The 294-nt window shown below is 48.6% G+C and carries 1 pseudogene; it reads left to right on the top strand.

The features are described 5' to 3' along the window. Positions 1-274 (top strand): annotated as a pseudogene (locus tag NG42_RS22385) (IS4 family transposase); the annotation flags it as partial. Between the last annotated feature and the right edge of the window lie 20 nt (positions 275-294).

Here is a 294-nt window from a genome sequence, read left to right as displayed (position 1 = left end):
CAGTCATAGCCGTTCAGCAGGGCGTATTCTGGTACTCAGCCTGCTGGTAACACTGAGCACAGCAGTACTGTGGTTGCTTGGTTATCATGCTGAAAACAAGGGGTTACACCTGAGATATCAGGCTAACAGCCTGAAATCGCGACGAGTCATATCCTTTCTGACATTAGCGGAGAATGTCTTGCGACACTCTCCGCTAATTTTAAAGCGAACAGCGTTAGACGCTGTCCTCAGCCACCTCGCCAAAACCTACCGTAATATGGTGTTGGTTTATTAGCGCTGATTTAGTGGGGATCC

Origin of the sequence: Winslowiella iniecta, assembly GCF_001267535.1 — a bacterium.
In the GTDB taxonomy this organism is placed as follows: domain Bacteria; phylum Pseudomonadota; class Gammaproteobacteria; order Enterobacterales; family Enterobacteriaceae; genus Erwinia; species Erwinia iniecta.
The sequence above is the reverse complement of the archived record's forward strand: the minus strand, read 5'-3'. Positions and strand labels throughout refer to the sequence as shown.